The sequence below is a fragment of the Methylobacterium sp. J-026 genome (genome assembly GCF_022829585.1).
Lineage (GTDB): Bacteria > Pseudomonadota > Alphaproteobacteria > Rhizobiales > Beijerinckiaceae > Methylobacterium.
The window spans coordinates 1-26,443 of record NZ_JAKSYC010000196.1; the positions used below are offsets into that span (position 1 = coordinate 1).

Below are 26,443 nucleotides of genomic sequence, written 5' to 3' on the forward strand. Positions count from 1 at the left end.
CTCGTGGTCAACAAGCTGCGCGGCGGCCTCAAGGTCGCGGCCGTCAAGGCGCCGGGCTTCGGTGACCGCCGCAAGGCGATGCTCGAGGACATCGCGATCCTGACCAAGGGCCAGATGATCGCCGAGGATCTCGGGATCAAGCTCGAGAACGTGACGCTCCCGATGCTCGGCCGCGCCAAGCGGGTGCGGATCGAGAAGGAGAACACCACGATCATCGACGGCGTCGGCGAGAAGTCCGACATCGAGGGCCGCATCAGCCAGATCAAGGCGCAGATCGAGGAGACCACCTCGGACTACGACCGGGAGAAGCTGCAGGAGCGTTTGGCCAAGCTCGCGGGCGGCGTCGCGGTGATCCGCGTCGGCGGTTCGACCGAGATCGAGGTCAAGGAGAAGAAGGACCGCGTCGACGACGCGCTGCATGCCACCCGCGCGGCGGTCGAGGAGGGCATCGTCCCCGGCGGCGGCACGGCGCTGCTGCGCGCCAAGGCGGCCATTCAGGGGCTCTCGAACGAAAACCCCGACGTCCAGGCCGGCATCAAGATCGTGCTGAAGGCCCTGGAGGCCCCGATCCGTCAGATCGCCCAGAATTCGGGCGTCGAGGGCTCGATCGTGGTCGGCCGGATCCTGGCCAATGCCTCGGAGACCTACGGCTTCAACGCCCAGACCGAGGAGTATGTCGACATGCTCCAGGCCGGCATCGTCGACCCGGCCAAGGTCGTGCGGGCCGCCCTTCAGGGTGCGGCCTCCGTGGCCGGCCTGCTGGTGACCACCGAGGCGATGATCGCCGAAGCGCCGCGCAAGGAGGCGCCCGCCATGCCCGCCGGCGGCGGCATGGGGGGAATGGGCGGCATGGATTTCTGACCTGCCGAAAACCGACCGGCGCTCTCCGGCCGCCCGCCCTGCGGGCGTGTCGGGGGGCGCCTCGCAGTGGATCGGGCCGGAGACGCCCCTGCGCCGTGCTGCGGGGTCGTGACCGCGCGCGGTTGTCCAACCGCCGGCGGTTTGCCCCGGATTTGCATGGGTCATCGCCGTGATGCGCGCCCAAGCTCGCCGTGCCGGCGGGACCGGTGCCGATCTCACGGTCGCCCGGGAGGACAGAGCTCATGCGCATAAAAGTCGGCTGCGAGATGGCGTATGCGTTTTCGCAGCCCACCCCCGTCATCGCGACGCTCAACGTTCACGCCTCGCGCTTCTCCGATCTCGAACAGCCCGATCACCTGATCACCAGCCCGGCGGTTCCCCTGGAGGGCTATCGCGACAGCTTCGGGAACTGGTGCAACCGGATGGTCGCCCCGGCGGGGCGCTTCACGCTCAAGACCGACACGATCGTGCGGGACCACGGCAGCGGCGATCAGCTGGAGCCCGACGCGCCGGAGATCGCGATCGAGAAATTGCCCTCCGACAGCATCCTGTTCCTCCTCGGCAGCCGCTACTGCGAGACCGATCGCCTCTCGTCCATCGCCTGGGACCTGTTCGGGCATCTCCCGCCCGGCTGGAGCCGCGTGCAGGCGATCTGCGACTATGTCCACGATCGGATCACCTTCGGGTACGCGCATGCGCGGGCGACCCGGACGGCCTTCGAGGTCTTCGAGGAGCAGCGGGGCGTCTGCCGGGATTACGCCCATCTGGCGATCGCCTTCTGCCGCTGCCTCAACATCCCGACCCGCTACTGCAACGGCTATGTCAGCGATATCGGCCTGCCGCTGCCGCACGCGCCCGGCGATTTCGCGGCCTGGATGGAGGTCTATCTCGGGGGCCGTTGGCACACCTTCGATCCGCGGAACAACAGCTCGCGGATCGGCCGGATCCTCATCGCCTATGGGCGCGACGCCGCCGATGTCCCGCTCACGCTGACCTTCGGGCCCAACGAACTCGTCGGGTTTCACGTGACGACGGAGGAGGCCCCGATCCCGGCCTGACCGGGCGTCGGGTCGAAGCCGGTCGCGCCGGGCCCCGCCCGCGGGACCACGCCGTGCCGTCGCCGGGGTGCGCACCGGGCGTTTCGTGAGGCACTCCGAACGGGGCCGCCGGCCCGCTTCCACGGGGGGCGGTCCGGGATCCCGTGCGTCATCGCGCGGGACTCGGACTCGACACGGATAGGGTACCCCCCTATATCGGGGTTCGAAGGACGGCCGATGGGACACACGCTCAAGGACAAGACGAAGCTGCTCGCCCGCGTGCGCCGGATCAAAGGCCAAGCGGAGGCGGTCGAGCGCGCCCTGGAGGCCGAACTCGGCTGCACGGACGTGCTGATGCTCGTCGCCTCGATGCGTGGGGCCATCAACGGCCTGACCGCCGAGCTGATGGAGGACCATATCCGCCATCACGTCGTGAACCCCGCCACCGAGACCGATGCGGAGCGCGCCCGCGGTGCGGCCGAGTTGATCGAGGTGGTCCGCACCTACCTCAAATAACGGGGGCCTGCCCCATGACGCCGTTGACCGACCTGCTCCGGCAGGGGACCGCGCACGCCTGGCTGTTCGTGCCGACCGCGATCCTGCTGGGCGCCCTGCACGGGCTCGAACCCGGCCACGCCAAGACGATGATGGCGGCGTTCATCATCGCGGTGCGGGGCACGGTCCTGCAGGCGGTGCTGCTGGGGCTGGCCGCGACCCTCTCGCACACGGCGGTGGTGTGGGTGATCGCGCTGGGCGGCCAATATCTCGGCCAGGAATGGGGCGGCGACACCGGCGAGCCGTACTTCCAGCTCGCCTCGGCCGTCCTGATCATCGGCATCGCGCTCTGGATGCTCTGGCGGACGTGGCGGGCGCAGTCCGACGCGCATCACCACCCCCACGCCGACGACGCGACGCGCGTCACCGCCCGTGACGGCGTGTTCAGGTTGGAGGTGTTCGAGGACGGCGTGCCGCCCCGGTGGCGCCTAAGCCGGATCAAGGGCGTGCTGCCCCCGCCGCAGCACGTCACCCTCGAGACCGTCCGACCGGACGGCGACCGCACGGCCTTCGCCTTCGCGCGTGCGGGCGCGTTTCTGGAGAGCACGGAGGCGATCCCGGAGCCGCATGCCTTCACGGCGCGGCTGAAGCTGGTCGGATCGGCCGGCCCGGAGATCCACGCGGTCGCGTTCGCGGAGCACGACCATGATCATGACCACGACCCTGATCCGATGGACCTGGGCGCGGCGGACGATGCCCATGCCCGCGCCCATGCCGAGGATATCCGGCGGCGGTTCTCCGGACGCCCAGTGACCACGGGTCAGATCGTGCTGTTCGGCCTGACCGGCGGCCTGATCCCGTGCCCGGCCGCGATCACGGTCCTCCTGCTCTGCATCCAGCTGAAGCAGCTCAGCCTGGGCTTCGCGCTGGTCGTGTGCTTCAGCATCGGGCTGGCGATCACCATGGTGTCGGCCGGCGTGATCGCGGCGCTGAGCGTCCGGCACATCGGCGGCCGCTGGCCCGGGCTCGGCCGCTTCGCCCGGCAGGCCCCCTACGCCTCGGCGGCGCTGATCGTCCTGGTCGGGCTATACACCGGCTGGCTCGGCTGGCGGGGTCTCCAGCACGGTCCGGTCGACCATGCCGGCACGGTCGGTCGGCTGCAGGGGTGATCCCGTCGGCCCCGCTCGGATTTGACCGTCGGTGAATCCCGAGGGCGCCGCCGGGCCGTTTTATTGCGATGCAACATAACGCGTCCCGGGCCGTTGGATGGCTGCTACCCTCGCATCGCCGCGTGAGGGACGGCATCGGGTCATCCCCTCGTCGAGGGACGCCGCGATGCGGCCGCTCTCCGAGAGTACCCCGATGCGCCTCGTGCTCAGCCTCACCGCCCTGACCCTCGCGACCCTGCCGCTTCCGGCCGTAGCGTCCTCCTGCGCCGAGCAGATCGGGACCATCGCGCGCCGCCTCGACAGCGCCGGCGCCGTCCAGGTCGCCGGCTTGCAGGCGGGGCACACCCTGCGGACGGGCTCGCCGCGCGGGGTGACCGCGGCGCGCCTCGACGCGCCCAGCGACCCCGACACCGTCTCGACGGCCGACCACGTCGTCATCGCGCGGACCCTGATCCTGCGGGCGGGCGAGGAGGACCGGCGGGGCGACAAGCGCGCCTGCGAGAACACGATGACCGAGGCCAAGGGCATGATCGGCGCCCTGCCGTAGGCGCGCGTTCAGGGGCATCGACCCGCCGCCACCAGCAGAAGGACTCCTGGAGATGATCGGACCCGCCGAGATCGAGGACATGCGCCTGGATCTCCTCGCCATGGACGCCCGGGCGCGGCTCTACGACGCCGCCCTGATCCCCCTGAACCGGCACTGGGCCGAGCGCGGCGCCGCCTCGGTCGGCAGCGTCGGCCGGATCTGCGAGCGCGTCTTCGCCCGGGCGGAGGACCGTCCGCTCACGGACTGGAAGGCGGTCGTCACGGAGGCCGTGGCGGAGGCCGGGTTCGGCATCGTCTGGAACGGCGATTCGGTGGCCTCGCTCGAAGCCCGCTCGTAGCCCCAGGTCCCGCGCGGACACCCGCCCCGTCGACGGCATCGGACGCCGCTTTTGTCGCGGGCGCGCCGTTCCGGGAAACCGTGCGCGCCCGGAGGTCTTTGCCCCTTCATGGAACCCTACGTCCTCGTCGTCGCCGGGTTCGGTGTGCTGGTGCTGCTGACCGCGTGGCTGCCGATGGTGCTCCGGGCGCTGCCCCTGTCGCTGCCGATCTGCTGCGTCGGCCTCGGCGCGGCCCTGTCCACCGTCCCGACGGTATACGACCTCACGCCCCATCCCGGCCTGCACCTGGCGCTCATCGAGCACGCCACCGAGGCGGTCGTCGTCATCTCGCTGATGGGGGCTGGCCTGAAGATCGACCGCATGATCGGCTGGCGGCGCTGGGCGGTCACGTGGCGCATGCTCGGCATCGGCATGCCGCTGACCATCCTGGCCCTGACGGCCCTGGGCACGGCCCTCCTGGGGCTGGGCACCGCCGCCGCGCTGCTGCTGGCCGCCTCGCTCGCCCCCACCGACCCGGTGCTCGCCTCGGACGTCCAGGTCGGCCATCCCGACGAGGATCACGAGGACGAGCCGCGCTTCGCCCTGACCTCCGAGGCCGGCCTCAACGACGGGCTCGCCTTCCCGTTCGTGAACCTCGCCCTCGCGCTGGCCGGGGGCGGCGGCCTCGCCGGCCTGTCCTGGTCGCACTGGTTGGCCGTCGACGTCCTCTGGAAGATCGCCGTCGGCGCGATGCTCGGGGCGGTGATCGGCCGGGCGCTGGGCTGGCTGACCTTCCATCTGCCGAACCTGTCGAAGCTGTCCCGGACCGGGGACGGGTTCGTCGCCCTGGGCGTGACCTGCATCGCCTATGGCTGCGTCCAGGCCGTCGACGGCTACGGCTTCGTGGGTGTGTTCGCGGCCGCACTCGCCCTGCGCGCCTCGAGCCGGGGTCACGACTACCATCGCAAGATGCACGACTATGCCGAGGAGCTCGAACGCCTGCTGATGATGGTGCTGCTCGTCGGGTTCGGCGCGGTGCTCGTCGGCGGCGGGTTGCTGCACGCCCTGACCTGGCCGGCGGCCGCGTTCGCCCTGGTGGCACTCCTGCTGGTCCGGCCCCTGAGCGGCTGGATCGGCCTCCTCGGCAGCGGGCGCTCCCTCGGGGACCGCGCGGTCGTGAGCTTCTTCGGCATCCGGGGGCTCGGGACGGTCTATTACCTGTCCTACGCGTTCGGGCATGCCGCGTTCGAGCAGACGGATCTGCTCTGGGCCACGGCCGGCCTCACGGTGCTGATCTCCATCCTGATGCACGGCGTCACCGTCACGCCGGTGCTGCGCGCCCTCGACCGGAGGATGGGACGCGACACCGCCAGCGCCCAGCTCGACCTGACCCTCGCGCCGCCGCCGGCGTGAACGCCGGCCGGACCGCGGGGCATCCCGCGGGTCGGCACGGTCCGGGACTGCGACGCCCTCAGCGCCCGGCGCCAGGCTCGTGGATCGGGCAGCCGTTGAAGCGCTGGCGGAACGCGGCCGAGTGCTGGTAGGGGGCGTTGCGGGCGCGGTTGATGTTGCCGAGCGGCCGGTGCGCGGCGAGCCCGGTCCAGACGCTGAAGCGCATCTCCTCGTCGACCGCCTGGACGCGGCTGGGGTCCCAGCTGTCCTGCGGCTCGACCCGGATGAGCCCGACCCGCTGGAACGGCGCCTCGTCCTGCTTCCATTCGACGGTCGGATCCTCCACCGGCTGGCGTTCGAGGTCGCGGCAGAGCTGGACGCGGAACTCCCAGGTGCCCGCGATGCCAGCCATCTCGGACCGCACCGTTTCGCGGATCGCATTCGGGCGGCCGGAGGCGTCGATCTCGGTGCCGGTCAGCGCGGTCAGGGCCGGCGCGACGGGGGCGACCGAGAACTTGGCGATGTGGTCGCCGTACCGGAACGGCGTGACGCTGTAATAGGTCTCGCCCAGCGGGTCGACGTTCGGGGCCCCGCCGAGCGCGCCGACGGTCGGGCTGTCGATGCCGACGGCATGGAGCGCCTTGTTCACCCCGCGCAGCACCGTGGAGGCGGCGACCTTCAGGCCCTCGACCCGGTCGGTGGTGCCGGCGAGCAGCTTCAGGCTGCCGAGGAACTTCGCGGCGTTCGGCGCCTGGAACACCGTGCCGTTGACCATGATGAAGTTCTGGGTCGTGCCCTCGGCGCCCGGCAGGCGCTCGCCCGCCACGTCGAGCACCTTCAGGGCGAGGCCGCGGGGAAGCGAGACGGCGTCGGGCAGGATATCCCCAGCATTGGTCGACATGCGCATGTAGACCTTGTGGGTGCCGGGCGTGGCGAACAGCCCCTGGGCAAGTTCGGGGGGCAGGTCCGCGTCGATCGTCAGCACGCCTTCGAGGATGCCGTGCGCCTTGGCATGCACGGATCTGACGGCATGGCCGGAATGATCGGCGACGGTCTGCAGGATCCCGTCGAACGTCGCGTTCAACGCGTCGATCGTCGCGTCTTCGTCGGGTCCGACCTGTTCGACCTGGGGGGTGTAGCGGACGGGCGCTTGCAAGATCGGGGGCTCCGGATCGGTGTGGTTCCGGGATGAACGACGCGCGCCGCGCCCCGTTCCCGGCCATCGGTCAGCAACAGGTAAGATGTCCGATGCCGGCGATCTTCAAAACAGCAGTCGATGCGCCGTGTATTTTTTATTTGGACCTGATGAACATGCCTCGCGCCGCCGTGATTGCGGAGATTCGACGGGCCCCGGCGACCCCATGCGGGTGGCCTGCCTCCGGGACGCCCGGCCGGGTCTCGCAAGCGTTGGCGGTTGCGACATTGCGACCAGCCTGGAACCGGAGGGTGTTGGCCAGGCTTCTCCCGCCGAAATCGCAGTGCAAGCCCCGCGTGCACAAGCACAGGGTGGCTAGACATCCGAGGGCAAGCCCAAAATGGTCTATCGGTTCGCTTCAGCGTTGCCGCTCGCCTTCGTCCTTGCAGGGCCGGCCGGCGCACAGACCGCGGGGGAGCACCCGCGGGCGGCCCTGATACACGGCAATTATTGTGGCCCGGGCAACAACGCGCCCGCCGCCCCGGTGGATGCCCTCGACGCGGCCTGCGCCCGCCACGACGCGTGCACCCCTGATGGCGGCCTCGCATCGAAAGGCTGCAACCTTCGCCTCCAGCGCGAGGCCGCGGCGCTCGCGCGTGACCCGCGGCAGCCGGAGGATCTCCGGGCCATGGCCGGCCTGGTATCCACCGCCGCCGCGATGATGCCGTCGGCGCGGGAGCCGGCGGCCGCGTCGCTGGCCGCACGGAGCCGGGGCGGGAAAACCTGGGCCGCCTTCACCCGCTAGAGCATCACCCCGACAGGCGGGTTCCGGCTTTCGGAAAAAAGATGACGCGAAACCAGGGGCCTCGCCGCTTCGGCGTGAGCGAGCGCCCTCCCGACCAGTCCGAATCGACCGATCAACACGGGACATACGCCATGACATTGCAGGGCCGGAAGATCGCCATCCTCATCGCGCCGCGCGGGACCGAAGAGCCTGAATTCACGAAGCCGCGCGACGCGCTGGTGCAGGCCGGGGCGACCGTGACGGTCGTCGGCCTGGAGGCCGGCGAGGCGGAGACGGTCAACAACGACCTCGACCCCGCCGGGCGCTACCCGGTCGACCGGACGGTCGAGGCCGTTTCGGCGTCGGACTTCCAGGGGCTCGTCATCCCCGGCGGCAGCGTCGGCGCCGACAAGCTCCGGGGCAGCGCGGCCGCCATCGCCTTCATTCGAGACTTCTTCGCCCAGGGCAAACCGGTGGGCGTCATCTGTCACGGGCCTTGGACGCTGATCGAGGCCGAGGTGGTGAAGGGGCGCACGCTGACCTCCTTCCCGACCGTGAAGACCGACATCCGCAACGCGGGCGGCACCTGGGTCGACGCGGAGGTCGTCGTCGACCAGGGCCTCGTCACGAGCCGCAACCCGAAGGACCTGCCGGCCTTCTGCGCGAAGATCGTCGAGGAATTCGCCGAGGGCCGCCATCCCGCCCAGGCCCGCAGCGCCTGACGCGGCCCGGAACGGCCTCCGGGTGAACCGGCCATCGATCCAAGGGGGCGGGACACGTCCCCGCCCTCTCACCCAGCGAGGCTGAGAATGACCTACCTGCGATACGCCCCCGACATCGAGACGCCCGCCCCGGACGAGCAGGCGACCATCGACGGCATCATCCAGGGCATGACGCGGCAATCCGAGACGGTCGAGGCCCGGGAGCACCATGCGGTGCGCGCCAGCCACGCCAAGAGTTCGGCCTGCGTCACCGGCGAGCTCACGATCGCCCCCGGCCTGCCGCCCGAACTGGCCCAGGGCCTGTTCGCCAGGCCGGGCGTGCACCCGGTCGCGGTCCGCTTCGCGCAGGGTCCGGGCGAGACGCTCGGCGACCGCGTCTCGACCCACCGCGGCATGGCGATCAAAGTGTTCGACGTGCCCGGCGAGAAGCTGCCCGGCCACGCCGCCGACACCCAGGACTTCGTCCTCGCCACCGGGACCACCTTTCCCTCGGGCACGGCCGCCGGCTTCCTGCGCGACGGCACTGTGATCGGCAAGGCGACCGGTCTGCCGGAGGGGGTCAAGAGCGCGGTGGCCTCGACCCTGCGCACCCTCAACCGGACGCTGCACGCCTTCGGGACGGACAGCGCCTTCGCCGACTTCTTCGGCCACCCCTACAGCCACCCCCTGGCCGACAGCTACTTCAGCCAGGCGCCGATCCGCTACGGCGACTACGTGGCCAAGCTCGGTGCCCTGCCGGCGACCGACAGCCAGCGCGCCCTGTCCGAATGGCGGCTCGATCCCGATCAGGACGCGGACGGCTTCCGTCACGCCACGGTGGCGTTCTTCCGGGAGCAGGCGGTGGTGTTCGAGCTGAAGGCCCAGCTCTGGGCCGATGCCGAGCGCCAACCCATCGAGGACGCCTCGGTCGACTGGCCCGTCGCGGTCAGCCCGTATCGCACGGTCGCGACCCTGCGCCTGCCGCGGCAGGATGCCTACGCGCCGGACCGGGTGCGCTACTTCGACGAGGTCATGACCTTCCGCCCGGCCCATAGCCTCGCGGCGCACCGGCCCCTCGGGTCCGTGATGCGCGCGCGGCTTCAGGTCTACCAGGCCCTCAGCGCGTTCCGTCACCGCGAGAACGGTGTCGCGGAGGAGGATACGGCCAGCATCGACCGCATCCCCGCCTAGAGCCGTCCCCGATCGCGTTGCGACGGGGAACGGATCTCAGGGCCTGTTCGATTTAAGACCGTCCGGTCCTCGCCTGCATCCTGAGGCGACCGCGGAGCGGGCGGCGAGGGAGGGCTCCTTCGCGGCCTCCCCTGCGCTCCGGCCCCTCAGGATGAGGGCGAAGATCGGGAAACCCGTCCGTCGAAACCGTGACGCGACTGCACCCGCGCGGGCAAACGGGTTCTGCGACCCGGTAGGACCCCTCACCTGAGAGTATGCCCGCGGACGAGAACGAGACCGCCATGGCCTGACCGAGGCCATGCTCTCCGTTCAGGTCAAGAGCCGCGCCGCTCCGGGCCGTGCCGTCCATGCCCCCGTCGGCTTCGACCGGAGGGGGCACACCGCTATCGGGTCGGGACGACCATCTCGAAGTGCAGGCCATCCGCGTCGATGGTCCGGCGGAAGCGGCCTCCGAGGCTGCGCTCGATGGTCTGCTTGAGCAGGCGCGAGCCGAATCCGGTGCCTTCGGTCTCGACATTCGTGGGCGCGGCCGCGCCCTCGTCCCAGGTGAAGGTCAACGTCCGATCCGCGACGCGTCCCGCCACCGTGAGCAGGCCGCCCCCGGACAGCGCCCCGTACTTGGCCGAGTTGGTGGCAAGTTCGTGGAGGATCATGGCGTAGTCGTTGACCTGGTCGGGGCCAACAGCGGCGGCCTCCTCGATGTCGATGGTGACGTTGGCACCCTGGCGGTACGGCGACAGGATGCGCTGCGCGAGCTGCTGCAATTTGACGTTGCCGTGGTCCGACCCGTGCCGGCGCGTCGCCAGGGTCGTCGCCTCGTGCAGGACCCCGAACCGCCGGGAGAGGTCCTCGGCGAAGCTCGGGGCCGATTTGGCTTCCCGGGCGACCATGGCGGTCAGCGCCCTGGCGACCGTGAACATGTTCGAGACGCGGTGGGCCAGTTCCGCGGTCAGCAGCCGCTCGGCCTCCTCGGCGCGCCTGCGATCGGTGATGTCGAGGAAGATGGCCTGCACCCACTCCCCGACCCGGCCCTCGTCACCGCCCACACCGCGGGCGGAGATCCAGCGGGCGTCCGCCCCCGCGCCGATGCGGAAGTCGAACGCGTAGGCACGCGGCTCGGTGGCGCTCGCCGCCCAGTCCAGCATCATCGCGTCCCGGTCCTCCGGGTTCACCTGCGCGAACAAGGTGTCGATGCCCACGATAGATTCGGCGGTCCCCCAGAACGTCCGGCACAGGCCGTCGAGTTGCGCCAGGCGACGCTCCGGGGACCAGGCCCAGAGGCCGACCCCACCCCGGTGGATCGCGCCGGTGAAGCTGGCGAGGGTCCACGCGTCACCAGTCAAGGCAGGATCGTCAACCATGTGCGTTCTGTTCGGTCTGGGAGGCAGGAGGGCCGGTTTCAACCGACGGGACTGGAAACCCGGCGCCGGTCCGTTTGCTCCATGCCGCGGCATGCGCGCCGTCACGGACGGATGCCGACGCGACACATGCGCAATCGCCGTCGTGGCCGTGCAACCGATGGCGGCCTTGCCTGTTGACCGGCCATGTCGCTGAAGCGCGCCCCTGAAGCATCCATCATCCTCGTCGTGGAAGACGATGATCTCGTGCGGATGAATGCCGTCGCGTTGCTCGAGGATGCCGGCTTCGCGGTGATCGAGGCGCGCCATGCGGACGAGGCGTGGTTCATCCTGCACGAGCGGTCGGACATCGGCGTGCTGTTCACCGATGTCGACATGCCGGGCTCGATGTGCGGGATGACCCTGTCCGAGCGCGTCCACCAGGCCTGGCCCGACATCCGCCTGGTGCTGACCTCCGGGCGGCATCGCTTCGCCGACCGGGACGTGCCCGACCACGGCCAATTCGTGCCGAAGCCCTACAATCAGGCCCAGGTCGTCAGGGCCATCCACAGGGCGGATTGACGGACGGCACTCGTCGCCGGACGACCGGATCACCCCTGGCTGGTGGCCTCCTCGGCCGGCATGGGCGGTGATTCCGCATGGGCCGGCGGGCGGAAGCGCTCCATCACCTCGTGGAGTTCATCCCAGTCCAGCGGCTTCTGGAGGTAATCGGTGGCGCCGAGGGAGAAGGCGAGGTTCCGCTCGTTCAGAACCGTCACGATGACCACGGGCGTGCTGCCGAGCTCGGCATCGCCCCGGAGCGCCCGCAGCACCGACCACCCGTCCATCTGCGGCATGGTCACGTCGAGCAGGACCACCCGCGGCTTCAGGGCCCGGGTCTTCTCCATGCCCTCCCGGCCGTCGGCCGCCACCGCCACCCGGAACCCGTCGCGCTCCAGGAAGCGGGCGACCAGCTCCCGCGTCGCCGGGTCGTCGTCCACGACGAGGACGAGGCCCTGTCCGGGGCCATCGGCCTCGGAAGGCCGGCCCTCCGTATCGGGCAGGGTCGGGGCCGCATCGCCGGCCGCGGTGCCGGCGATGCGCGCGGGCATCGACACCGTGAAGGTGGTCCCGCGTCCCTCGTCGCTCGCCACGGAGATCGCGCCGCCCAGCATGCCGACGAAGGCGCGGGTGATGGAAAGGCCGAGCCCGGTGCCGCCGAACTTGCGCGTTGTCGAGGCATCGGCCTGGGTGAACCGCTCGAACAGCCGCTCCTGCTGCTCGGAACTCATGCCGATGCCGGTATCGGCCACGCGGAACGTCAGCCAGTCGCCCCCCTCCCCCGCGTCACGCCCGACCGACAGCGTGATCTGCCCCGCCTCGGTGAATTTGGCGGCGTTGCCGAGGAGGTTGATCAGGCATTGCCGGAGCTTGGTCACGTCGGTGCGCGCCTCGCCCAGGTCCGCGCCGAGGTCGAGGCTGAGGACGTTGCCCTTCTTGGCGACCAGCGCCTCGACGGTCGAGGCGACGTCGCGCACGACGGATTCGACCGAGAAATCCTCGACATAGGTCTCCATCCGCTCGGCCTCGATCTTCGAGAGGTCGAGGACGGCGTTGATCAGCCCGAGGAGATGGCGGGCGTTCGCCTCGATCTTGCGCATGTCGGGCAGGAGGTTCTCGTGGCCGAGATCCTCCATCTCCTCCTGCAGCATCTCGGAATACCCGATCACCGCCGAGAGCGGGGTGCGCAGCTCGTGGCTCATGTTGGCGAGGAACTCGCTCTTGGCCCGGTTGGCTTCCTCCGCGGCGTGCTTGGCGGCCGCGAGCTGCAGCTCGGCGCGCTTGCGTTCGTCGATATCCGTGACCACCACGACGGCTCCGACGACGCGGCCCTCGTCGTCGCGCATCGGGACGCCGGAGAACCCCACCCAGGCGCGGGTGCCGTCCCCCCGGCGATAATTCGACCTCGAGCTCGGCGGCCGCCGCGCCGTCCCGCGCCACGCGCACGAGCGGCCACTCCGCGGGCGCGACCGGGCGCCCGTCCGCGTGCAGCCCGACCCAGTCGGTGGAGGCGCCGTCGAACGCCCCGGGGGGCATCGCCTGCCCAAGGATGGCCTCGACCCGGGCGTTGTGCCCGACGATGCGGCCGCTGGGGGCCTCGGCGATGAGGACGCCGACGGGCAGCGTCTCCATCACGGTGCGCAGGGTCGCCTCGCTGGCGCGGATCCCGCGGCGCGCCTCCGCCTCGCCGGCCTCGGCCAGGCCCGCCGGGATCGCCCCGGCGAACAGGGTCGCGATGCGGAGGTCGCGGCCCGAGAACGCGTCCGTATGGCTCGACTGCAGCTTCAGGACGCCGATGGTCGCGTGGCCCCGCAGGATCGGGACGCAGATGGCGGAACGCAGGCCGAGCTGCGCCAGGAGTTCGCGCTTGACCCGGGGGTCGAGGACCACGTCGGGGCAGAGCACCGGCTTGCCGGTCGTCAGGCAATGGCCCGCGAGGCTGCCGTCGATGGGGACCCGCAGGCCGGCATGGGCCGCCAGCGTGCCGCGCGCGGCGCGGTAGGCGAGCGCGTCGCCGTCGCGCAATTCGATGACGCCGCCCTCGGCCTGGGGGATGGCATCCATGACGCCGCCGACGAGGGCGTCGAGGATGGCGTCCCGGTTCCCATCCGCCCGCGTGACCGCAGCCTGTGCGGCGATCAGGGCGTTCTGCTGCGCGATCAGCGCGGTCTGGCCCGCCAGGATGCGCTCCCGGTCGGCGGTCCCGCGGCGCAGGTCCATCTGGGACATGACCTGCTTGGCCAGCGCCCGCAGGGCTCCGGCCTGCCGGTCGTCGAGGCCCCCCGGACGGGGGACGAGGTCGATCACGCAGAGGCTGCCAAGACGCTGGCCGCCCCGCTCCTGCAACGGCGCGCCGGCATAGAAGCGCAGGTGCGGCGCGCCGGTCACGAGGGGATTCTCCCGCGTGCGGGGGTCCTGGGTGAGGTCGGGGATCACCAGCAGATCGGGGGCGCCCAGGACATGCGCGCAGACGGACTTGTCGAGGGATGTCTCGCACGGCGCGAAGCCGGCCCGCGCCTTGAACCATTGCCGGTCGCCCGCGACCAGGCTGACGAGGGCGACCGGGGCCGCACAGGTCATCCGCGCCAGCTCGACGATGTCGTCGAACCCCTCCTCCGGGGGCGTGTCGAGGATGTCGTAGTCCCGCAGCGCATCGAGGCGGCGGGCATCCGCGACCGCGGGTGGCAGTGTGATCGGGTCGGTCATGGGCGGCTCGCTGACGGGGCTGATGCACTCGCCTTCGCGAGGCCGCGTTCCGACGCGATGCAGATAGCCGGGACCCTCGACAACCCGGTGGCCCCGTCCTGGTTGCCGCGACATCGATCCCCATCGGCTCCGAGGGCCGCGGCCCTCTCGGGCCGAGGGCGGCGGTCCCTACGGGCCGAGGGCGGGCTTGGCGGCCAGCGCTTCGCCCGGGCCAAGGCCGGCCGCGCCGCCCGGCCGGTATCGGAGCGCCGGCCGCTCGACCAGGTACCAGCTCAGGAGACCGAGGGGGATGGCGGCCGCGAGGGCCAGGGCCGCCTCCGTCCAGGGGGAGATTCCGGGAACCCGGGCGACCAGCAGGTTCTGGATCGGCCAGGCGTAGAGGTAGAGCCCGTAGGAGGGGTCGACCTGCGCGGTGGCGCGGCTGAGGGCGTTGGGGCGCACCGCGAAGGCGAACCAGAAGATCAGGTAGCCGCCGAGGATCGCGAAGGCCGGCTCGGCCAGCGGCGGGCTGAACATCAGCGGCAGGAGCAGCAGGGCGGCGAGCGCCGCGCCCCGGCCGGTATAGGCGATCCGGTCGGCGAAGAGCTGGAAGCCGCCGCCGCAGGCGAACACGAAGGTGAGGCGGATCATCTCCGACAGGGCGCCGAGCCCGTCGCCCGGCTGGCCGATGGGCAGAAAGACGCGCCGCAGGACCAGGAGGCCGCCGAGTCCCGCCAGCAGGGCGAGGTAGCGGCCCCGCCGCCGCAGGGCGCGGGCGGTGCCGACGAGGCCGAGCAGCAGGTAGCAGCCGAACTCGCAGGGGATGGTCCACATGGAGCCGTCGAGCAGCGGGTAGGGCAGCGTCGCGAAGGCGCCCGGGACCATCGGCATGAGCAGCAGCGCCAGCCGGACGAGGGTCTCCGGCGGCGAGGCGGCCGCGAGGTCGCCGCCGGCCAGGGGGGCGACGACGGCGATGCAGAGGAGCGACGCGACCACGAAGGCCGGGTAGATCCGCAGCACCCGCCGCATCAGGTAGTCCGGGAACGAGCGCTTGGCGCGGTAGCTCGCGGTGATCAGATAGCCGCTCACCAGGAAGAAGCCGTCGACCGCCACCTCCCCGAGGGACAGGGTGCCGAAGACCCGCGTGAGCAGCTCGCGCGACCGGTCCCCGTCCACCAGTTCGGGGGCGTGGGCGAGGATCACCAGGACCGCGAACAGCAGGCGCAGCGACCCGAAATTGTTCGCCCGGTCGCCCCGGCCGCCCGCCGCCTCCGCCACCCCTGCCCGCTCCGCGATCCCTCTGACGGGGTCAGGGGCCGGCAAACACGGCGCGAATGCAAGGGCGCGGCGGCCACACCGGTGCCGGATCTGCGGCCACGCTTCAGGGCCCTGACAGCCTTACGCCCGGGCCGCCGCCGCGCTCAGATCGGCCCGGAACGCGTGGATCATCGCCGCGCGCCGGCCCGGGCTGACGAGGAGCCGGACGGCCGGCGGCGCGTCCCAGAACACCGTCACCTCGCCGTCGGTGAGCACCGCCCAGAGGGTCACCGCGGCCGCCCGCACCTGGAGGACCCGGTCCGACAGCCACACGGCCTCGGGACGGCCGGGGACGAACCAGCGCGACAGGCGCTCGTTCCAGTGGGCCAGGTGCGTGTCGAGCCGCGCGTCGATGAGCGCGCGCCGGTCGCAGTCCGGCGGCCAGGCGACCGGCATCCGGAACAGCAGCTCCCGGCTCACGCCGCCGCCTCCAGAGCGCTCCGCGCCGACGCGGCGGCCAGCTCGGCGCCCGCGTCACCGCCCGGACCCGGAGACGGCTCCGGACGCCGCCCGGCGGTCCGGCCGAGGCGCCCTTCGAGGCCGATCCAGAGGCCGGCGGTCACGGCGGTGCCGGCCACCACGACGCCGAGCGCCGACAGGCCGGCATAGACGCAGGCGCCGATCAGCACCGTGTTGACGGCGATCGTGATCTTCTTCACCGCGGCCTCCTCGCCCTGGGTCGAGCGCACCAGCGCGACGATCGCGCACAGGCGCCCGAGATCCGGCGCCGACAGGCCGATCGGCACCGCCCCGTCGCCGGTGAGGAAGGCCGGCCCCACGGCCACCGGCACGTCGGAGCGGGCATGCGGATCCGCCCCGTGCACCGCGTGGACGTGGATGATCCGGTGCCCGAGGAAGCGCTGCTGGGCGAGATAGCTGGCGGGACTGTGCACCGCGCTGCGGACGAAGTGGCGCGTCGCCCCGAGCCGGGCCGCGAGGTCGTGGGCCTCGTCCGCGTGCCCCGGCCGGAACAGCACGGTCTCGCGCAGGCCGAGTTCGGCCATCCGGCCGCCGAACGCGCCCGGCGGCAGGCCCGCCGGGTCCCAGGCGACGCTGTCGTCGAGCAGGATCTCGTCGGCCTCGCGGATCGCCAGCAGCGCCCGGAAATCGCGCACGACGATCCCCTGCTCGGCGAGGCGCAGGGCGATCTCGGCGGCGGCGATGCGCCGTTGCACGAGCACCGTGCTGAAGAAGTCCGGCCGCAGCACGGCCTGCGCGAGCGCCGTGCCGCCCGAGAACAGGGCCGAGGCGCCGACGCAGAGCATCAGCGGCGTGCTCGCATCGGCGAAGGCCGTGGCCGCCCGGGAGCGCGGCTCCGTCGCGAAGATCGCGATTGCGGCCCCGGCCGCGCCGCGCAGGGCAGGCCGGTCGTCGCCGGCCGCGGCGGCGAGGCGCTCGAACAGCCGTATCTCGGCCCGGCGCAGGGCCGCGCGGGTCACCAGATCCCAGGTCCGGAACAGCCACAGCATGAGCGCGGCGGGCAGGTGGTCGCCGTTGACCAGCGCCAGGGCCGACAGGAGCGTCAGCACCGTCGTCACGTCCGCCCGGCGCTGCCGCAGCTGCCGCCATGCCTGCCGCGCCGTCGGCCACGAGGCGACCGCCAGGGCCGCCGCGCTCGCCGGCAGGAGCGGCGGGAAGGCCGCCGCGCCGAGCGCGAGGGCGAGGTTGGCGTTGAGCAGGACGGCCCCGCCCTCCGGATTGGTGAAGGGCGCCACCGCGCGCCGGCGCAGGATCGCCTCGATCGACTCGGCCTCCGAGACCAGCCGCAGGAGACCGTGCGGGTCGCTCGGGTCGCAGCGGAGGTCGAGGAACCCGCCCCGGGCCGAGCGGCCCTCGACCGCGACCACCCCCTCGCACCGGGCCAGGACGGCCGCGACGATCGCCAGCGCCGCCCGGTCGCGCAGGGCGTGATGCGACAGCCGGACCCGGTCGCCGCCGCGGGGCTGCAGGCGCCAGGTCGAGAGCAGGCGGCCCGAGCGCCATACGGTGACGGGTTCCTGCCAGACGCGCTCGGCGACCTGCCGGGTGAAGGCGGAGCTGCGCAGATTCTCCCGGGGGCCCGTGTCCCGCATCACCCGGGCGATGGCGCGCAGCCCCGCCCCGGCCGCGACCGGCGCCCCGAACCGCAGCTCGATCCGCGCCGCCGCGAGATCGAAATGAAGCCGCTCCAGCCGGTCGAGCCGCAGGCAGCGGTGCAGGAACGCGGACAGGTCCGGCTCGCGGCCGAGCTGCCCGGCGACCGGCCCTGTCAGGATGACCCGGGTCCCGACGACCTTGACCGCGAGCGGCGGGACCGCCGAGAGGGCGCGCCGGGTCGGCGAGGGACTTTCTGGTGAGCGATTGGCCGGCGCGGGACCGGTCTGCAGGATCGCGGTCGCCATCTCAGACGAAGGCCACGACGAGGGCGGCGACGCCGAGGAACTTCATGCTCTGGTTCTCGTCGATGGTGATGAGGCCCATGGTCGAGTCGAGCAGGAAGGAGATCTCCGCCGAGAGCTGCCCGTTGTAGTCGCGCAGCGACGCGACGTCCTTGCCGATCAGCTTGAGCTGGGCCACCGTTTCCGGGCCCGCAAAGTGCCGCTCGTTGGTGACGATGAACGGGATGATCGTCGCCACCGTGACGGCGGATTCGCGCAGGTTGGCCACCAGGGCGTTGCGCCGTCCGAGCCGCTGCACGATCGCCTTCAGGTCGCGGAAGCTCGTTCTGCGGCGCAGGCCGCCCGCCCGGCGAATGCCGCCGCGGGGGGCTTCGCCGTCGGCGAAGATCTCCGTCGTCAGGGCGTTGAGGTCCTGCTCGACCATGCGCAGCGTGCTGGCGAGCTGCCCGACGAGGGTGTCGAGGAGGTCCACCAGCATGTCGGCCGCCGTGTCGACCCGCGGCAGGCCGCTGCGCCGGCGCGGCTCGGCATAGGTGCGGAAGGCCTGGAACTCGCCCTGCCGCATGCTGATCAGGCGCTGGCGGTCGGCGATCAGGCCGACCGGGAGATTGACCGGCACGTCGGCCTCGAAGGACGGCAGCCAGCAGATCAGGTTGAGCGCGTCCCCCTCCACGAAGATGCGGCTCGATTCCTCGATCTCGTGGAGCTCGTCCGGGCTGAACAGCTCGACGCCGAGGGTCGCGGAGACCAGCGCGCATTCCTCGGGCGTGGCGGCCAGGAGGTCGACCCAGAGGGACTGGGCGAGCCGCGCGCGCCGCTCCTCCGCGGGGAAGCGGTCGAGGGGATGCAGGCAGGTCTCGCCGCGGACGAAGGTCAGGATCACGGCGCGTCGGTCCTCTGTGGGGGCGTTCGGGATGCGCGCGGACGGCGCCGGGCGGTCATCGGAGGAGGTTGATGACGCCCGCCGTCCCCGCCCGGCGCTGGAGCGGGCGCAGGGCGTTGCCGAGGGCGCCGAGGGCGGAGACGTTGTTGAAGAACACCGAGTGCCAGATGTTGAAGCCGGCCAGGAATACGCCGGCCACGCAGATGCCGTTGGCGCTGCGGATCAGGGTCCAGCTCTGGCCGACATTGGTGTGCAACTCCCGGGCGATATCGAACAGTTCGCCCATCCGCCGCAGGTTGCCCTCCAGGAACACCACCTGCGCCGTGTCGGTGGCGATGCCGGCGGCGCCGCTCAGCGAGACCGAGACATCCGCCTGGCGGAGCGCCAGGGCGTCGTTGATGCCGTCGCCGACGAAGCAGACGCGGCGCCCCTCCCGCTGCAGCCCCGCGATCACCGCCGCCTTGTCCTCCGGCAGGACCTCTGCGAAGTAGCGGTCCATCCCGAGCTGGCCGGCGAGCTGGCGGGTCGGCCGGTCGTGGTCGCCCGACAGGATGATCAGCTCCCGGATGCCCCCGGCGCGCAGGCTCTGCACGGCGTCGGCCGCCTCGGGCCGCTGCGACGGGCGCAGGTCGACCAGGCCGGCCGGCGCGTCGTCCACGCCCATGTAGATCAGCGTGTGGCCGGCCTCGCGCCGCGGGGCCATGGCGCCGTCGAAGGAATCCGGGAAGGCGAGGCCCTCCCGATCCATGAACCGGCGGCTGCCGAGCCGCACCCGCCTGCCCTCGATGGTCACGGTGAGCCCGAAGCCGAGGGCGTATTGCGAGGCGTCGAGCACCGGCAGGGGGCCCCCGCCCTGCGCGTGGTAGTGATCGACGATCGCCCGGGCGATCGGGTGGGAGAAGTTCTGCTCGGCCGCCGCGGCCAGCCGCAGCATCGCGTCGGGCGCGTGCGCGCCGCAGGCCACCACCTCCCCGACCTCGGGCACCGAGCGGGTCAGCGTGCCGGTCTTGTCGAACACCACGGTGTCGATCTTGGGCAGCGTCTCCAGGGCGCGGCCCTGCTTCACCAGGATGCCGGAGCGGATGCAGGCCGACAGGGAGGTCACGACGGCGAGCGGCGCCGCCATGCGGATGCCGGTGCCGAGATCCGAGTTGATGACCGCCAGCGCGGCGCTCGACCCGATCAGGCCGCCGGCCAGCGCCGAGACGCCGAGCGCCGGCACCACGATCGAATCGGCCAGCGCCTCGCCCCGGGACTGGAGTTCCAGCTTGTGCGCGACGGTCTCGCGCAGGATGTCGGCGATCTTGCCCGCGGTGGTGTCCCGGCCGGCCCGCTCGACCCGCACGCGGATCTGGCCGGCGACCAGCAGGGTCGCGGCCAGCACCGGGTCGTCGGCGCCGCGCTCGACCGGGGCCGCCTCGCCGGTGAGGGCCTGCTGGTCCAGCATGCCCTCCCCCGATTGAACCGTCCCGTCCACCGGGACCGCCTCGCCGGTGTTGACGACGATCACGTCCCCGGCCCGGATCTCCTCGACCGGCACCTCGGCGGTGGAGCCGTCCGCACGTTCCAGGCGCACGATGCTCGGCTGGCGGCCGAAGGCGTCGACGAGGAGCCGCGCCGATTGCGCCTGGGTCCTGCGCAGCAGCGTGCGCCCGACGCTGAGGAAGAAGGCGGTCATCGCGCCGGCGAAGATCTCGCCGGTGAACAGGCAGGTGGTGAAGATGATGCTGTCGAGCACGTCGACGGCCAGCCGCCGCTCTCGGACGAGGACCCGCGCGGCCTGGCGATAGCTGGGCAGGGCCGTGGCGAGCATCAGCGCGGTGCCGGCCGGCAGAAGGGCCGGCGCCGCGAAGGTCGCCACGCCCGAGAGCACCAGGGACGCGGTGGCGACCGGCAGGTCGAGCCGCTGCAGGACCGGGCCGACGGCGTCGCCGGCCCGGTCCCGGACCGCCCGATGCAGCCCGTGGACGATCTGCTGGGGATGGATCAGGGCCGGGTCGAATCGGACCGTGAGGCTTCCGCCGATCCCGTCCACCCGGAAGGCGAGGATGCCGAGCAGACCTTCGAGGCCCTCGGCCACGGCGTCCCAGACGGGGGGGCGGCCGCGCAGGCCGGGATGCCGGAGCCGGAGCAGCCCCGGCCGCTCCTCCTGGCGGATCCAGTCGCTGATCAGACGGCCGTAGCGGAAGAACGACCGGCGGCGATGGCTGCCGGCCTCCGGATCGTCGAGGTCGACATCGAGATCGAGGGGGTCCGTCGGCCGGGTGCGATAGGTCGCCACCACCGCGTCCCGGGCGCCGGCCACGTGGCTGATCTCGGCCTCGCGGAGCTTGCGGTCGATCGTGACCGACCGGACGGCGGGCGAGGCCAGCGTCACCCGCAGGAAATCGGCCGTGCGGTCGGGCGAGGCGAACCATTCGGGGCCGCCCACCACGAAGCGGTCCGGCCCCGGGATCCGGACCGAGAATCGCGCCGATCGGGGGGTGGCGAAGGCGTCGGAGCCGATGGAGGACATGGTGCCGGACCGTGGCGGCGGATTCTAGCGCTCGCCGTCGAACTGGCCCGCCAGGGCGTCGATCCGGGTGCGGGTGTCGCCGTCGACATGGCCGTTGCGGAGGGGGGCGCCGTGGGACTCGGCCGCGTGCGGGTCGGGCGACCCGTGCAGGTCCGTCGGCGGAACCGACGCGGCCGCCTCCTCCTTCAGCAGGATGCGGCGGGAGCGGGCCGAGAGGGCATCGTGGCTGCCGTCCGAGAGGCCGCGCCGGACCGCGCTGCCGTCCGGCAGCAGGTCGTGCACGTAGGTCGCCGCGAAGACGCTGCCGTAAGCCAGCGCGTAGCTGAGGGAGTACACCCCCGAGCCGACGACCCGCTTGGTCGTGGCCGCGGCCCGATGGGCCGATTCCCGCGCATGGGCGGTCGGCACGTCGAGGGCGCCGGCGGCGGTCTCGAGCGTCTCGCCGAGGATTGCGAACGGATCCTGGGCGGTGGCTGTGGAAGAACTCATGACGCGGTTGTCCTTGCGGGGATGACGAGGAAGCGAACGGGGTTGGCTCAGGCCAGCAGGGCTCCGAAGAGCCATTCGGTGAGCGCGAGCGCGGCACCGGCCATCAGGGCCGCGGAGGCGGCCGTGAGCAGGAGGCCGGCCGCGATCAGCAGGCCGTCCCGGCGGATCAGGCCGATCGCCAGGATGAAGATGGTGAGGGCGAGGGGCGCGTTCGTCCCCGGGATCGGCAGCGCGATCAGCAGCGCCAGGATGATGACGGCGACGCCCACGACCCGCTGGCCGCCCTTGCCGTGGAAGACCGCGCCGCGGGGCCGCGTGACGCCGTCGATCCGGCGCAGCAGCGGCAGCATCGCCCGCACCGCCCGCTTGAGCGGCTTGGCCGGGATCCGCTTGTCCAGCAACGCGGGCGGCAGCCAGACGCGGTCCCGGGCCGTGACCATCTGCGCGCCGATCATCGCGGTCGGGATGGCGATGACGAGGGACACGCCCGGAACCGGGACCGGTATGATCTCGGGCACCGCCAGGGCGGCGAGGGGGATGCCGAAGGCGCTGGTCTCCGATCCGCCGAGCAACTCCCGGACGGTGATCGTCTCCGCATCGCCCCGGCGCAGGACGGCCGCGAACAAGCGTGTGAGATCGCTGGCGTCAACCGCGTCGCGCGGCGCATGAGCGCGCGCGATACCTGAGCCGAGACCTGGAAGAGCGAGTGCGGCGGTCATGACGAGATCTGCGGGGCCGAGGGATAGACTTTCAGCCACTCGAACGTCATGGGCTGCTTCCTCCGGACGGGCGCAGGATTCTGATCTGCGGGATGGGATCAGCTTCAAGGGAGAACCATGACATCCGTATTACAGGCCGCGGCGCCGACGATCCTCTATCCGGACCGGTGCGGAACCTTCGCGGCGTGCACCCCGGGCCTGTCCAGATCTGGACAGGCCGAGGCCGGTGAGTGGTGATGGCCGGGCCGGTTGTCCCTGCGGCGGCGCGTGCCCTGGAGCATCATCCCGAGAACGGCCGCCGGGGCGGTCAGGCGTCCCGGGTCCGGGGGGCCGCCCCGGCCGAAAGCCGGGCCTGACGCACCACCTCCTCGGGCGTCGGCGGGTTGGCCGGGTGGTAGGACAGGCAGAGCGGCGTGCGCAGCCGGGCCGGACGCCCCGACCCCTCGGTGGCGAAGTAGAACTCCCCGGCCCCGAGCTTGCCGATATCGGCGGCGGTGCCGCCATTGGCCGCGAGGATCTCCTGGGCGGCCGCGATGGTGGCCGGCGCGCTCTGCCGGCCGAAGAACTGGGTGGTGCAGTTGGAGACGACCTGGTTGTGGATGCCGCGGGGCACCTGCGTCGCCACGATCATCCCGAGCCCGTACTTGCGGCCCTGCGCGACGAGCTTGATGCCGCTGCCGAGGCTCGGCGACGCCCGCTGGGCGGGCAGGAAGGTCTGCGCCTCGTCGACCACGTAGAGCATGCCGCGGGGCGACGGGTTCTTCTTGATCCAGCCGAACAGCGTCATCTGGAGCCGGTTCACGAAATCCTCCCGGGCCGCCTCCGAGGCCAGCCCCGACAGGTTGATCACCGAGATGCGGGTGCGCGCCGGGTCGGGGCCGAAGAACAGGTGGCGCGGATCGAGCACCGTGCCCTCGACCTTGAGCAGCGGGTTCGTGGCGATCGCCGCGCGGAGCTGGTCCGCCATGCCGGCCGCGTGCTTGGCGGCGTTGCCGATGTCGCTGATCCCGTCCGGCAAATCGGCCAGCAGGGCGATGAGATCGCCGAGTTTGCCGCCGCGCTCCGAAAAGTGCTTGAGCGCCCCCGCGAGCACGCCGCGCAGGAGATTGGTCTTGGCGCCGGCCAGCGGCCCGAGGGTCTCGGCCGCCATCTCGATGGCCTGCTGGCGCTCGTCCCGGTCCGCGCCCAACTCGGCGAAGTCGGGCAGGACGGAGAGGAACAGCGGGTTGCCGGCATGCACCCCCGGCGTCCAGACCACGACCTCGACCCGCCCGGCATAGAGGGCCGCCTTGCGCTCGTCCTCCGGGGAAAACCCCTTCGGCCGCTCCGGCCAGGGGTCGCCGAGCCGCGAGAGGTCGTTGTTGGGATCGATCACGATGGCGGGGATCCCCGCCAGGGCGGCCTCCTCCACGAGGCGGCGCAGGAGCACGGTCTTGCCGGAGCCCGAACCCGCGATGATCGCCGTGTGGCGGGGCAGCAGGCGCAGCGGCAGGCTGACGGCGGGCGCCTCGGGGGTGAGCCGATGGCCGACCGGGATCGCGTCCGGGGCGGTCGCGGGCGCCGGCTCCTCCACCTCCACCTCCACCTGCGCCGGCGGCGAGCCGGGCTTGTCCGCGGCGGTCGGCCCGGACCCGGCTTTCGGCGCGGTTCTGGGGGTGGTCTCCGGAGCGGCCTTGGCGGCGGCGGGGCGGTCCCCCGGTCCTTCGGCATCCGATCGTGCGTCCGGCGCGGCCGCGCCCGTCCCGCCGCCGCCCGCGTGGTCGAGGCCCGCCGCCTGGAAGAAGGCGGTCTTCACCAGCGGCTGCTCGGCGCGGATCCAGCGCTCGAACCGGTCGGAGACGCCCTCCGCCTGGGCCCAGGCGTGCAGGTCGCGCAGGCCGACGAAGACCCGCAGATCCGCGTCCGAGGGGTCGATCGCCCGGCCCCCGGCCGCCGTGAACGCCTCGATGAGCTGCTTCGTCTTGGCCCCGCCCGGCATCGGCCCGCGGCGGACCAGCAGCAGGTCCCGGTCGGGGATCCGGGCCGAGATGCCGGAGGCCGTTAGCGCCGCCCGCAGGCGCGCCTGGAACGCGATGGCGTTCTGGTGCTGGAGCGCCCGGTAGCAGACGTGCCGCTCGCGGTCGTTCTCATCGTGGTGGATGAAGATCAGCCGTCCGTGGAGCGGCGGGATCCTCTGGTCGGGCTCGCCCTTGCTGGCGACGTCGAGGGTGTCGTCGGGCTCGTCCTCCAGGGCGTAGAGATCGAAGACGTCGCGCAGCAGCTGGCCGAGCCAAGCGTCCTCGTCGCCGCGGATGCCGGCGATGTCGGCCGCGTCGCGGGCGGCGGCGAGGTCGAATTCGGTGGGGGGCTTGTCGTCCACCTTGGTGCCCGCTGTCACGACGAGGTCGTCGCACTCGGTGACCGCCCCCTCCGCGAGGCAGCGGCGGCGGAAGGCGTCGCAGCGCATCAGCAGGGTCCGGGGCATCATGTTGGCCGCCGCCGCCGCCGCGATGGCGGGCTCGCCGAACGGCCAAGTCGGGGACTTGGCCTTGAACCCGGCCTCCGCGTAGGCCGGGGCCAGCCGGCCGGCTACCAGCGCGGCGGCGGCGGCCCGCTCGTTCATGCCCAGCAGACCCATCGGCTCCGCGAAACGGTCCGGCATCGGCGTGAGGCTGCGTGCGCTGAGGCGCTCCCAGGATTCCTCCAGGCAGGTCACCACCGTCATGCTGCGGTCGCAGACGACATTGACCTCGAGCAGGCCCGCGGCCAGCACCTCGGCGAGGCCGGCCTCCGCGTCGAGCCCATCCTGGGCGGCGAGCCGGCTGCTCTCGATGATCCCGTCGATCTGGTCGACCGCGACGATCGTCGGCCCGCTGAGCGCCATGATCCAGCACATGCCGCGCACGAGCTCGACCGGGGCCGGCGGCGGCGTCTTGAAACCCAGGGCGGCCCGCTCCGTAGGATCCGCGTCGTAGCCCTGCAGCCAGGCATGGGCGAGGCCGACCACGCCGAAATCCTGCGAGCGCAGCAGGCACAGCGCCCGGAACACGTCGAGGTGCTTGAGCGCTCGGCCGGCATCGACCCGCATCAGCGCCGTGACCAGGACGTCGACGATCCGGCGGGCATCGATGTTCGGGGTGTTGAACGCGGCCTCGACCTGCGTCTCGACGCCGAAGCGGCGCGCCACCCCCGCCAGCACCGCATCCGATTGGCGCCGCCCGTCCGGCATCGTCTGCAGCAGGGCGGTGACGAAGCTCAGGGCGGCGCTGCGCCAGAAATCCGTCAGGCCGAGGACGTCGAGGGGTACGAACCACGCCCCCGTGCGCCACGCCTCCTGCCGGATCTGCCCGATCAGGTGCGTCTTGCCGATCCCGGCCGGGCCCACGAAGACGCGGCCCAGCGCCCGGTCGGCGGGCTTGCGAGCCTTGGCCTGGAGGCCGGCGATGAGGTCCGGGACGAGCCGCTCGTTCGGGCTGCCGGTGGGTGGGGTATCGACCCAGATGCTGTCGAGGGTGCGGACCCAGTCGAAATCGACCCGGCGCAGGGCGTCGAGGGCATCGGTCATGATTGGATCCGGAGGATGTGGAAGGGCTCGCCCGCGGGGCTGAACGCCGCGTCGCGCTCGGCGTCATCGAGCGACCGGGGATCGCTGAACTGGCTCAGCCGTGCGGTCCTGTCGCCGCTTGAGATCGCCAGGAGACCTGCATCGACCGTCGCGCGGTCGAGGTCGGCGAGCTCGGCGCGCAGCGCGCTCAGGCGCACGGGCCGGGCCCGCTCGCCGCCGGTCAGCGCGAGATAGGCCGCCTCGATCCGGGCGCGGAGCTGCTTCGGGCCAGGCGGTTTCTTGGGACTTTGCGCTTTCGTGGGACTGGGTGTTTTCTTGGGACTGGGTGTTTTCTTGGGACTAGGTGTTTTCTTGGGACTGGGTGTTTTCTTGGGACTGGGTGTTTTC

Annotated in this window: 21 protein-coding genes and 3 pseudogenes; 11 read left to right on the plus strand and 13 right to left on the minus strand. The window is 72.1% G+C overall.

Annotation, left to right across the window (positions count from 1 at the left end):
- The 7 genes from groEL to MKK69_RS18350 form a co-directional block, all read left to right on the plus strand.
- A partial coding sequence (gene groEL, locus MKK69_RS18320; RefSeq protein ID WP_243970158.1) for a chaperonin GroEL occupies window positions 1-861 on the plus strand: 861 nt, incomplete at its 5' end.
- Window positions 862-1,103: 242 nt separating this feature from the next.
- A complete protein-coding gene (locus MKK69_RS18325; RefSeq protein ID WP_243970160.1) occupies window positions 1,104-1,919 on the plus strand; it encodes a transglutaminase-like domain-containing protein in 816 nt (271 codons plus the stop codon).
- A 216-nt stretch (window positions 1,920-2,135) separates the two neighbouring features.
- Entirely contained in the window at window positions 2,136-2,414 is a 279-nt protein-coding gene (locus MKK69_RS18330; RefSeq protein WP_243970162.1) for a metal/formaldehyde-sensitive transcriptional repressor, read from the plus strand.
- A gap of 14 nt (window positions 2,415-2,428) precedes the next feature.
- Window positions 2,429-3,562, plus strand: a complete 1,134-nt coding sequence (locus tag MKK69_RS18335) for a nickel/cobalt efflux transporter (RefSeq protein ID WP_243970164.1) — start codon at window positions 2,429-2,431, stop codon at window positions 3,560-3,562.
- A 166-nt stretch (window positions 3,563-3,728) separates the two neighbouring features.
- Window positions 3,729-4,109 carry a hypothetical protein gene (locus MKK69_RS18340; RefSeq protein WP_243970166.1) on the plus strand — a complete coding sequence of 127 codons (381 nt, stop codon included), beginning with the start codon at window positions 3,729-3,731 and terminating at the stop codon, window positions 4,107-4,109.
- A gap of 52 nt (window positions 4,110-4,161) precedes the next feature.
- Window positions 4,162-4,446, plus strand: coding sequence for a hypothetical protein (locus MKK69_RS18345; RefSeq protein ID WP_243970168.1), 285 nt, complete (start codon window positions 4,162-4,164; stop codon window positions 4,444-4,446).
- 108 nt (window positions 4,447-4,554) lie between these two features.
- Window positions 4,555-5,838 carry a cation:proton antiporter gene (locus MKK69_RS18350; RefSeq protein WP_243970170.1) on the plus strand — a complete coding sequence of 428 codons (1,284 nt, stop codon included), beginning with the start codon at window positions 4,555-4,557 and terminating at the stop codon, window positions 5,836-5,838.
- Between the two features lie 58 nt (window positions 5,839-5,896).
- On the opposite strand, the gene MKK69_RS18355 is transcribed toward MKK69_RS18350, so the two are convergent.
- Window positions 5,897-6,973, minus strand: a complete 1,077-nt coding sequence (locus tag MKK69_RS18355) for a catalase family protein (protein ID WP_243970172.1) — start codon at window positions 6,971-6,973, stop codon at window positions 5,897-5,899.
- Window positions 6,974-7,352: 379 nt separating this feature from the next.
- On the opposite strand from MKK69_RS18355, the gene MKK69_RS18360 reads away from it, so the two are divergent.
- The 3 genes from MKK69_RS18360 (at window position 7,353) to MKK69_RS18370 (ending at window position 9,628) form a co-directional block, all read left to right on the plus strand.
- Entirely contained in the window at window positions 7,353-7,757 is a 405-nt protein-coding gene (locus tag MKK69_RS18360) for a hypothetical protein (protein WP_243970173.1), read from the plus strand.
- Between the two features lie 131 nt (window positions 7,758-7,888).
- Entirely contained in the window at window positions 7,889-8,458 is a 570-nt protein-coding gene (locus MKK69_RS18365; protein ID WP_243970175.1) for a type 1 glutamine amidotransferase domain-containing protein, read from the plus strand.
- An 87-nt stretch (window positions 8,459-8,545) separates the two neighbouring features.
- The gene (locus tag MKK69_RS18370) at window positions 8,546-9,628 is read left to right on the plus strand and encodes a catalase family protein (protein ID WP_243970177.1); all 1,083 of its coding nucleotides are present in this window, start codon (window positions 8,546-8,548) and stop codon (window positions 9,626-9,628) included.
- 383 nt (window positions 9,629-10,011) lie between these two features.
- Here MKK69_RS18370 and MKK69_RS18375 read toward each other — a convergent pair whose 3' ends face one another.
- Complete coding sequence (locus tag MKK69_RS18375) at window positions 10,012-10,989, minus strand: sensor histidine kinase (protein ID WP_243970179.1); 978 nt, start codon at window positions 10,987-10,989, stop codon at window positions 10,012-10,014.
- Between the two features lie 183 nt (window positions 10,990-11,172).
- Here MKK69_RS18375 and MKK69_RS18380 point away from each other — a divergent pair, with 183 nt between their 5' ends.
- Window positions 11,173-11,547, plus strand: a complete 375-nt coding sequence (locus tag MKK69_RS18380; RefSeq protein ID WP_243970181.1) for a response regulator — start codon at window positions 11,173-11,175, stop codon at window positions 11,545-11,547.
- Window positions 11,548-11,627: 80 nt separating this feature from the next.
- Here MKK69_RS18380 and MKK69_RS18385 read toward each other — a convergent pair.
- The 11 genes and pseudogenes from MKK69_RS18385 to MKK69_RS18435 form a co-directional block, all read right to left on the minus strand.
- A pseudogene (locus MKK69_RS18385) lies at window positions 11,628-12,920 on the minus strand (ATP-binding protein); the annotation flags it as partial.
- A gap of 328 nt (window positions 12,921-13,248) precedes the next feature.
- Window positions 13,249-14,346 (minus strand): annotated as a pseudogene (locus tag MKK69_RS31360) (GAF domain-containing protein); the annotation flags it as partial.
- A gap of 54 nt (window positions 14,347-14,400) precedes the next feature.
- Window positions 14,401-15,489, minus strand: coding sequence for an acyltransferase family protein (locus MKK69_RS18395; protein WP_243970183.1), 1,089 nt, complete (start codon window positions 15,487-15,489; stop codon window positions 14,401-14,403).
- Between the two features lie 120 nt (window positions 15,490-15,609).
- Window positions 15,610-15,948: a hypothetical protein gene (locus tag MKK69_RS18400; RefSeq protein ID WP_243970185.1), complete on the minus strand. Its 339-nt coding sequence runs from the start codon at window positions 15,946-15,948 to the stop codon at window positions 15,610-15,612.
- A complete protein-coding gene (locus MKK69_RS18405) occupies window positions 15,945-17,909 on the minus strand; it encodes a hypothetical protein (RefSeq protein WP_243970187.1) in 1,965 nt (654 codons plus the stop codon). Before MKK69_RS18405 ends, MKK69_RS18400 begins: the two co-directional genes overlap by 4 nt.
- A gap of 1 nt (window position 17,910) precedes the next feature.
- Window positions 17,911-18,789 carry a CorA family divalent cation transporter gene (locus MKK69_RS18410; protein WP_243970188.1) on the minus strand — a complete coding sequence of 293 codons (879 nt, stop codon included), beginning with the start codon at window positions 18,787-18,789 and terminating at the stop codon, window positions 17,911-17,913.
- 55 nt (window positions 18,790-18,844) lie between these two features.
- Window positions 18,845-21,304 (minus strand): heavy metal translocating P-type ATPase, encoded by a 2,460-nt coding sequence (locus MKK69_RS18415; protein ID WP_243970190.1) that lies wholly within the window; start codon window positions 21,302-21,304, stop codon window positions 18,845-18,847.
- A 24-nt stretch (window positions 21,305-21,328) separates the two neighbouring features.
- A complete protein-coding gene (locus MKK69_RS18420; protein WP_243970192.1) occupies window positions 21,329-21,793 on the minus strand; it encodes a hypothetical protein in 465 nt (154 codons plus the stop codon).
- Window positions 21,794-21,840: 47 nt separating this feature from the next.
- Window positions 21,841-22,419: an exopolysaccharide biosynthesis protein gene (locus MKK69_RS18425; RefSeq protein WP_243970194.1), complete on the minus strand. Its 579-nt coding sequence runs from the start codon at window positions 22,417-22,419 to the stop codon at window positions 21,841-21,843.
- A 400-nt stretch (window positions 22,420-22,819) separates the two neighbouring features.
- Window positions 22,820-26,056: an ATP-binding protein gene (locus MKK69_RS18430; protein WP_243970196.1), complete on the minus strand. Its 3,237-nt coding sequence runs from the start codon at window positions 26,054-26,056 to the stop codon at window positions 22,820-22,822.
- Window positions 26,053-26,443, minus strand: a pseudogene (locus MKK69_RS18435) (hypothetical protein); the annotation flags it as partial. The gene MKK69_RS18430 and the pseudogene MKK69_RS18435, both read right to left, overlap by 4 nt.

Bases quoted from the DNA above. Each gene is read 5' to 3' on its own strand.
- MKK69_RS18325 (WP_243970160.1), top strand. From the start codon at position 1,104: ATGCGCATAAAAGTCGGCTGCGAGATGGCGTATGCGTTTTCGCAGCCC.
- MKK69_RS18420 (WP_243970192.1), bottom strand. From the start codon at position 21,793: ATGAGTTCTTCCACAGCCACCGCCCAGGATCCGTTCGCAATCCTCGGC.
- MKK69_RS18370 (WP_243970177.1), top strand. From the start codon at position 8,546: ATGACCTACCTGCGATACGCCCCCGACATCGAGACGCCCGCCCCGGAC.
- MKK69_RS18340 (WP_243970166.1), top strand. From the start codon at position 3,729: ATGCGGCCGCTCTCCGAGAGTACCCCGATGCGCCTCGTGCTCAGCCTC.
- MKK69_RS18365 (WP_243970175.1), top strand. From the start codon at position 7,889: ATGACATTGCAGGGCCGGAAGATCGCCATCCTCATCGCGCCGCGCGGG.
- MKK69_RS18430 (WP_243970196.1), bottom strand. From the start codon at position 26,056: ATGACCGATGCCCTCGACGCCCTGCGCCGGGTCGATTTCGACTGGGTC.
- MKK69_RS18330 (WP_243970162.1), top strand. From the start codon at position 2,136: ATGGGACACACGCTCAAGGACAAGACGAAGCTGCTCGCCCGCGTGCGC.
- MKK69_RS18350 (WP_243970170.1), top strand. From the start codon at position 4,555: ATGGAACCCTACGTCCTCGTCGTCGCCGGGTTCGGTGTGCTGGTGCTG.
- MKK69_RS18405 (WP_243970187.1), bottom strand. From the start codon at position 17,909: ATGGCGACCGCGATCCTGCAGACCGGTCCCGCGCCGGCCAATCGCTCA.
- MKK69_RS18345 (WP_243970168.1), top strand. From the start codon at position 4,162: ATGATCGGACCCGCCGAGATCGAGGACATGCGCCTGGATCTCCTCGCC.
- MKK69_RS18360 (WP_243970173.1), top strand. From the start codon at position 7,353: ATGGTCTATCGGTTCGCTTCAGCGTTGCCGCTCGCCTTCGTCCTTGCA.
- MKK69_RS18415 (WP_243970190.1), bottom strand. From the start codon at position 21,304: ATGTCCTCCATCGGCTCCGACGCCTTCGCCACCCCCCGATCGGCGCGA.
- MKK69_RS18335 (WP_243970164.1), top strand. From the start codon at position 2,429: ATGACGCCGTTGACCGACCTGCTCCGGCAGGGGACCGCGCACGCCTGG.
- MKK69_RS18380 (WP_243970181.1), top strand. From the start codon at position 11,173: ATGTCGCTGAAGCGCGCCCCTGAAGCATCCATCATCCTCGTCGTGGAA.
- MKK69_RS18375 (WP_243970179.1), bottom strand. From the start codon at position 10,989: ATGGTTGACGATCCTGCCTTGACTGGTGACGCGTGGACCCTCGCCAGC.